Raw genomic sequence first — 340 nt, 5'->3', positions numbered from 1 at the left:
CAACCAGTCTTCGCCCCGTCCATCTGCGGTGAAGAGCGTTTCGGGCAGGGTATGCACAATTTTAAGATGGTCGCGCAAGACCAGTGCACGGTCGGCCGAGAGCAGGATATTATCCGTGGCATACCCTTCGGGTGAGGCATAGCCCACCAGGGAGATTCCCGTGATCCGTGCATACGGGTTTTGCTGGATAGATTCGATTAACTCATGGATCTTACGAAGTTCACGGGCATTATCACCAAAATCATAATCAATCCCACTACCCCCTTGCACATAGTCCAAATAAGCCGTCCCCTCCTTCACGCCCGCGGTCGTGACGACCGTTTTGGTCGCGGCGGTCGCC

Annotated in this window: 1 pseudogene; it reads right to left on the bottom strand. The window is 55.0% G+C overall.

The features are described from left to right. Positions 1 to 300, bottom strand: a pseudogene (locus tag D0T87_RS23900) (hypothetical protein); the annotation flags it as partial. Positions 301 to 340 lie beyond the last annotated feature (40 nt).

Source organism: Bacteroides sp. 51, assembly GCF_010500965.1.
Lineage (GTDB): Bacteria > Bacteroidota > Bacteroidia > Bacteroidales > Bacteroidaceae > Bacteroides.
This window is presented reverse-complemented; position numbering and strand designations above follow the sequence as displayed.